At 63.2% G+C, this 6,270-nt stretch carries 5 protein-coding genes; all 5 read left to right on the forward strand.

Going from position 1 to position 6,270, the window contains the following annotated elements:
* Positions 1–40: 40 nt before the first annotated feature.
* A complete protein-coding gene (locus ACUN9Y_RS18280; RefSeq protein WP_445462153.1) occupies positions 41–430 on the forward strand; it encodes a RidA family protein in 390 nt (129 codons plus the stop codon).
* Positions 431–441: 11 nt separating this feature from the next.
* A complete protein-coding gene (thpR, locus tag ACUN9Y_RS18285) occupies positions 442–966 on the forward strand; it encodes an RNA 2',3'-cyclic phosphodiesterase (protein WP_445462154.1) in 525 nt (174 codons plus the stop codon).
* A gap of 72 nt (positions 967–1,038) precedes the next feature.
* Positions 1,039–1,551: an acyloxyacyl hydrolase gene (locus ACUN9Y_RS18290; RefSeq protein ID WP_445462155.1), complete on the forward strand. Its 513-nt coding sequence runs from the start codon at positions 1,039–1,041 to the stop codon at positions 1,549–1,551.
* A gap of 545 nt (positions 1,552–2,096) precedes the next feature.
* On the forward strand, positions 2,097–5,021 hold the full coding sequence (gene tssI, locus ACUN9Y_RS18295; protein WP_445462156.1) for a type VI secretion system tip protein TssI/VgrG: 2,925 nt from the start codon (positions 2,097–2,099) through the stop codon (positions 5,019–5,021).
* Between the two features lie 234 nt (positions 5,022–5,255).
* The coding region (locus ACUN9Y_RS18300) for a DUF6531 domain-containing protein (RefSeq protein ID WP_445462157.1) at positions 5,256–6,270 on the forward strand (1,015 nt) is incomplete at its 3' end.

Genomic DNA, 6,270 nt, shown 5'->3' on the forward strand with positions numbered 1-6,270 from the left:
CCGTCTATCGGCACTGGCAGCAGTTTTTCTGGAGGCAACAATGAGCAACAAGGCCGTCATCAACACCGATCAGGCTCCCGCCGCCATCGGCCCGTACTCCCAGGCCATCAAGGCCGGCAACACGGTCTACCTGTCCGGCCAGATCCCCCTGGACCCCACCACCATGGAGCTGGTCGACGGCGATATCGTGGCCCAGACCCGCCAGGTGTTCACCAACATGAAGGCCGTCTGCGAAGAAGCCGCCGGTACCCTGCAGGATATCGTCAAGCTCAACCTTTACCTGGTGAACCTCGACGACTTCGCCAAGGTCAACGGCGTCATGGAAGAGTTCTTTGCCAAGCCCTACCCGGCCCGCGCCGCGGTTGGCGTGCGTGCGCTGCCCAAGGGCAGTCAGGTCGAGGCAGAGGCGGTCATGGTCATCGGCGACTGACGCCAGCCTCGGTGCGTCTGTTTCTCGCTCTCGTTCCGCCCACCGAGGTGCGCTGTCGCCTCGGCGGGCTGGCCGACCGGCTCCACCGCGAGCTTGGCGGGCGACGCATCCCCGACGCCAACTTCCACCTCACCCTCGCCTTTCTCGGCGAGCAGCCTCCCGAGACCGCCTCGCATCTGCTGACCTGGCTAGGCACAAAGCGCCTGAGCCCCGATGCCTGGTCCCTCGACCGAGTGGGCCACTTTAGCGGCCCCCGCATCGTCTGGGCCGGCTCCCGCCGCCCACCGGATACGCTGATGTCGATGCAGGCCCGATTGAGCGAGGAGCTCCGTGCCCAGGGGATCGAGCTGCGCCCCCGACACTTCCTGCCCCACGTATCGTTACTGCGCAATACCATGCCAAACGCAGCACAGCCGTTTACAGAACAAGCATTTCGTTGGCCCTATACTCAGATTCACCTAATACAGTCGGTGGCTTCCTCCCAGGGTAGTCGTTATCACTCGCTGGGTAGCACACAAGACGTCGCGCTCCCGTAGGCACTCGACGCAGCGCCGGCAACGAACAGCCTCGAGCATGACGTCGCGACACCATAAACCTGAGGATATGCCATGACCCGTTCCCCGTTCCCCGCACGCCGACCAATGGGCGTCGGCGCCGCTCTCTTGGCGGCAAGCCTGGCGAGCCCGGCCCTGGCTGGCCCTACCGTGGGAATCGGCTCCACCGGCGAAGGCACCGGCGCCCTGGACCTTGGTTATGACTGGCGGTTCGACCTGAGCGATTACCACCCGGCCCTCGGCGCCCGCCTCGCGACCGGCATCCTGCTTTTGGAAGGCGACGAAGGCAGCGACAACCAGGCCTTTTACCTGCGCCCGGCGCTGCGCTACAGCTGGAAGTACCTCTACCTGGAAGGCGGCATAGGCGCCTCGGCCTTCGTTGACACCCAGTACGAGGACCGCCGCCTAGGCTCGTCCTTTCAGTTCGAAGACCGGCTAGCCTTGGGCACTAGCCTGGGCCCTTACGGCGAACTGGCCCTAAGCGCGACCCACTACTCCAACGCCAGCATCAAGGAGCCGAACGACGGCCTTGAGGTGTACATGCTGAACTGGCTGTTCGCTTACTGACGCTGAATGCGTGAAGAAAAGGTGGATCGCCGATGGTGGCAGGGCCAAGGACAGGTTGCCCACTTAGCAACATCGGTGCATCGCACTACCCAAGGTCGAGCAGATGGCGTTTCGGGTGAGGAATCTATCGTGCGAGATCGTCGTTTTATAGCGTAAGTAGGTGGCCATACGAGAACAACGTCGTTTTCCGCGCCGATGGTTAAGCCGCGCAGTAGCGGTCGCCATTCGGCGATATCGACGTGCGCTTAGCCCACTGAGCCGTTTGCCATGCTCTCGGTGTGTCTGCTGGTGACGACGATTTTCGGGCAAACTCCATGAAACACGAAGTGCAGCCTAGCCTTGCGCTGACACAGGGCCGTGGTACGGCGTCGGTGGACGCCTGAGAGGTGGCGTTGCCGTCCAAGGTGATCATCTGCGACAGCTGACTTGGACGCGCTGGGTAACACCACTCGTGCCTCGCCTTTTTTGCCACGTAGGCCAGGACCCAAGGAGCAAGACAAGGTCGGTGGCGGTAGCGTTCCGACCGACGGCAAAGGAAGCCGAACATGGCAGAGTCACCGTGGCTGAACACCCTCCTGGCCTCGTTCGAGGTCTCGCTGACCCAGGACGAACGCCTGCTCAAGCTCGATCTGGAGGCAGGTCGGGGAGCGGAACTGATTCCCCACCGCCTGGTGGGGGAGGAGCGCATCTCCCGGCCCTTCGCCTACACCCTCGACTGCATCTCTCAGCGTGGTGATATCGAGCTCAAGACGCTGATGGCCCAGCCGGCCGAGCTCTCGATTCGCCAGGCCAGCGGCCAGTATCGACGGCTGTCCGGGCTGGTCGAATCGGCCGCGCTTCTCGGCGAAGATGGCGGAGTTCACTATTATCAATTAGTGCTCGTGCCCTGGGTCGCGATGCTCAAACTCGGCCGCGACAGCCGCATCTTCCAGGACAAGAGCGCCGTCGAGGTGCTCGAGGCGGTGTTCGCGCAACAGGCCACCGCCCTGGGCCAGTGCCAGTGGCGTTTCGATCTGCGCCGCGAGTACCCTGCGCGCAGTTACTGCGTGCAGTACCGCGAAAGCGACTATCACTTTATTAGCCGGCTCTGCGAGCAAGAAGGCATCTGGTGGTACGCCGAGCATGCCGGCAGCCGCCAGGGCGTGGACGGTGAAGAGCGCGGCGCGGGCAGTGAACGCAACGTGGTTAGCAATAAGCGCGGCATAGTTGGCGAAGAGAACGGCGAAGAGAACGGCGCGACTGGCGAAGAGCGCGGTGACTTTATCGGCCACCGTATCGTCTTCACCGACGACCCACAGACCTGCCTGCCGGTCACGCCCCAGACCATTCGTTTTCACCGCCAGGATTCAACCGAGCATGAAGACGCCATCACCCAGTGGGGCGGGCGCCGCCAGCAGCAACCCACCCGGGTCAGCCTGGGTACCTTCGATTACAAGCAGCCGCGGCTTGAGAAGCACAGCCTTCAGGACAGCATTCGCGACCAGGGCAACCTGCCCAAGCAGGACGTCTACGACACCCCCGGCGAGTACTATTTCGACGATCACTTTCGCGGCGAGCGCCTGACCCTTAACCGTCTGGAGGCGCTGGAATCCAAGGCCAAGCGCTTTCATGGCGCCGGCGGCGCCCGCCAACTCGAGGCCGGACGCTGGTTCGAGCTCAGCCAGCATGCCCGCCACGACAGTGGCGGCAGTGGCGAGCGCGAGTTTCTTATTCTCGCGCAGACCATTCATGCCGAGAACGCCCTGCCGGTCTCGGCTCATCTCAACACTCTGCCGGGCAGCCTGCAGGCGTCGCTCGATAACGCCCGCCGCGCCCATGGCCTGAAAGATGATAGCCAGCACCATGACGACTACCAGCGCGCTGGCACCGGCCACTACTTGGTCGATTTTGAGACCCAGCGCCTCAGCCAGCCCTACCGCAGCCCCCTGGATCACCCGCGCCCGGTGGTGGGCGGGCCCCAGACCGCCATCGTGGTCGGCCCTGAAGGTGAAGAGATCCACACCGATCACCTCAACCGGGTCAAGGTGCAGTTTCATTGGGATCGTTTGGGTAACCGTGATGCCCAGTCGAGCTGCTGGCTGCGCGTCAGCGAGCCCAATGCCGGTGCCAGCTGGGGGGGCGTCTTCGTGCCACGGATCGGCCAGGAGGTGTTAATCACCTACCTGGAAGGCGACCCCGATCGCCCTCTGATCACCGGACGCGTCTACAACGGCGATCACCGTCCCCAGTGGCACTCCAACGGCCTGCTGTCGGGCATCAAGACCAAGACCTATCGCGGCGGCAAGTACAACGAACTGGTGTTCGATGATGCCACCGACCAGGAGCGGGTGCGGCTCAATTCCGAGCACGCCAAGAGCCAGCTGAACCTTGGCTACCTGATTCACCAGAACGGCAACACCCGGGGCGCCTTTCGCGGCACCGGCTTCGAGCTACGCTCGGATGCCTATGGCGCCATTCGCGCCAACGACGGCCTGCTGCTGACCAGCTGGGGCCAGATCGGCGCCGGCGGCGAACAGCTCGACCTGACCCCGGCCTATCAACAACTGCAAAGCGCCTGGCAACTGGCGGATTCACTCAGCGACAGTGCCATTGAGCATGACGCCGAAGCGCTGGCGGCCAGCAATGATTTGCACAAGGCCGGCGAAGATGCCAAGGGCCGCTACACCGGCGTGGGCGGCGCCACAGGGACGGGCGAGCAGGATCAGTCCACCGCTAAAGGAGCCAGCCAAGCCGGCCGCGGCGAGGCCGCCAGGCTCACTGCCCCCTGGCTGCACTTAGCCTCCCCCGCCGGCATCGCCCTGAGCACGCCGGAATCGACCCACCTGGCCCAGGGCAGGTCCCTGAGCATCACCAGCGGTAAGGACATCAACCTGGCGAGCGGAAAGAGCCTGGTCGGCACCTTTGCCGAAAAACTGTCTCTCTTCGTCCAGCGCGCCGGCATCAAGCTGTTTGCCGCCCAAGGCAAGGTCGAGATCCAGGCCCAGAGCGACGAGATGGCGCTGACCGCCGAGAAAGACGTCACGATTACCTCGACCGAACGCAAGATCGACGTCGCCGCGGCCGAGGAGATCCTGCTGGTCTGCGCCGGCGCCTATATCCGCCTAAAAGGCGGCAATATCGAACTCCACGCCCCGGGAAAGATCGACGTCAAGGGCGCGCTGCATAGCTTTGGCGGCCCAACCAGCATCAGCCGGACATTGCCGAACTTGCCCGTGACCGAGCCGAGCAATCTAGAGCTTGAGCATGTCTACGGCAATGGTGCCCCGGTGCCGAACGCTCCCTACCGAGTGCGTTTTGCCGATGGCTCCGTACGCGGCGGGGTCTTGGATGCCAATGGCCGCGCCACGCTATCTGGCGTTCCCGTCGGCGCCGCTCAGGTGGAATATTTCCCCGACCCACGTGATATCGATAAGAAGCCGCAGGCCTGGCCGCGAAGCGGCAAGAACGTCTCTCACATCGTAAAGCGCTGAGTGAGGTAGGACCCGAAAAGCAAGCGCCATAACAGAGAAGAACAGATCATGGATGATGATACCCCTCGCCAACGCCCTCCCGTCATGACCGAGTTCACGGCAGATTCAACGCCGTTTCTGGGCAACGCCGCAAACTCAGACTCTGCGTCAATGCCGACGGAGTTCTTCGCTGATCAGAACGCAGGCGGCATACCGCCAGCCCTTCGCGAGTTTGCTATCGCTCAGCGAGTGATAATGGCCGCCCCCTATGCCGAGGGAGAGGCCGTTAGCGCCGAGATGGTCATGGACGTCGAAGACGACTCCGTCAGCACCCTCGATGTTCTGATACAGGCCGCTTACATGCTGCCGGTAGTCGGCAATGTCATGGCCATCGGCGACGTTGCGCGGGATATCGGCGATCTGGGCGGGACCGACCCGCAGGGCATACCCAACTCTCAAAGCACCTGGCTGTGGGCGGTGCTGGTCATTGATGCTTTGGGGCTGGTCCCTGCGTTTGGCAGTGCACCACGCCCTATTCGGCTAGGCACCCGCGAAGGCCTGCTAGCCTTTGCTCGAGGTGACGGCGTCGACACGGCAGCAGAGATCCTGTTCAACCTGGCAGGGGGGCAGGCGCTGGCATTTCTCGAGAAACTCGAGCCTTGGTTCAATGGCCAACAACCCACGCTGTTGCGTGAAATATCGCGCACCGTCGAGACCCTCGAAGACTACATCACCAACCCGGTAGATACCGCCACTCAGTTGGGAAAGATCCAGGCCAACCCCGAATGCTGGAGTGTCCTTGAGCAGAGCAAGCGCATCGTCTTCGTTGCCTTCGATCGCCTGCTCGATGCATTTGGCGACGAACGAGACACCTTGATCCGCATGCTACGCGACTTGGATGGCATGGCCTCCGAGATGGTAACTGCCGGCATCACCCACCTGATTCCTCTGCTCAGACAACTGGCCAGGGCGGTCTCAGCATTGGTGGCCAAGCGGGGCGGCATTACCAAGAGCGGGACGGTCATCACCGGCCAGGTCAATCGCACGGAGCTCGGTGCAGAGAACCGCCAATCGACTCGCCACGAGGCCGACGCCAGCCCGACCCCGGCCGGCTGCGCCTGCGCCTTTGCCGCTCCCACCAGCGTCTCCGCCAACCCCATCGACTACGTCATGGGCGATGAGAACCTGTGGCACACCGACTTTCGCGTGCCGGGCCTGATCGACGTCGAATGGACACGCTACTACCGCTCGAGCATCGATGAGCTCGATG

This window comes from Halomonas sp. V046 (assembly GCF_052645355.1).

Coding starts and splice junctions, on each gene's coding strand:
- ACUN9Y_RS18280 (WP_445462153.1), top strand. CDS start 41: ATGAGCAACAAGGCCGTCATCAACACCGATCAGGCTCCCGCCGCCATC.
- ACUN9Y_RS18290 (WP_445462155.1), top strand. CDS start 1,039: ATGACCCGTTCCCCGTTCCCCGCACGCCGACCAATGGGCGTCGGCGCC.
- tssI (WP_445462156.1), top strand. CDS start 2,097: ATGGCAGAGTCACCGTGGCTGAACACCCTCCTGGCCTCGTTCGAGGTC.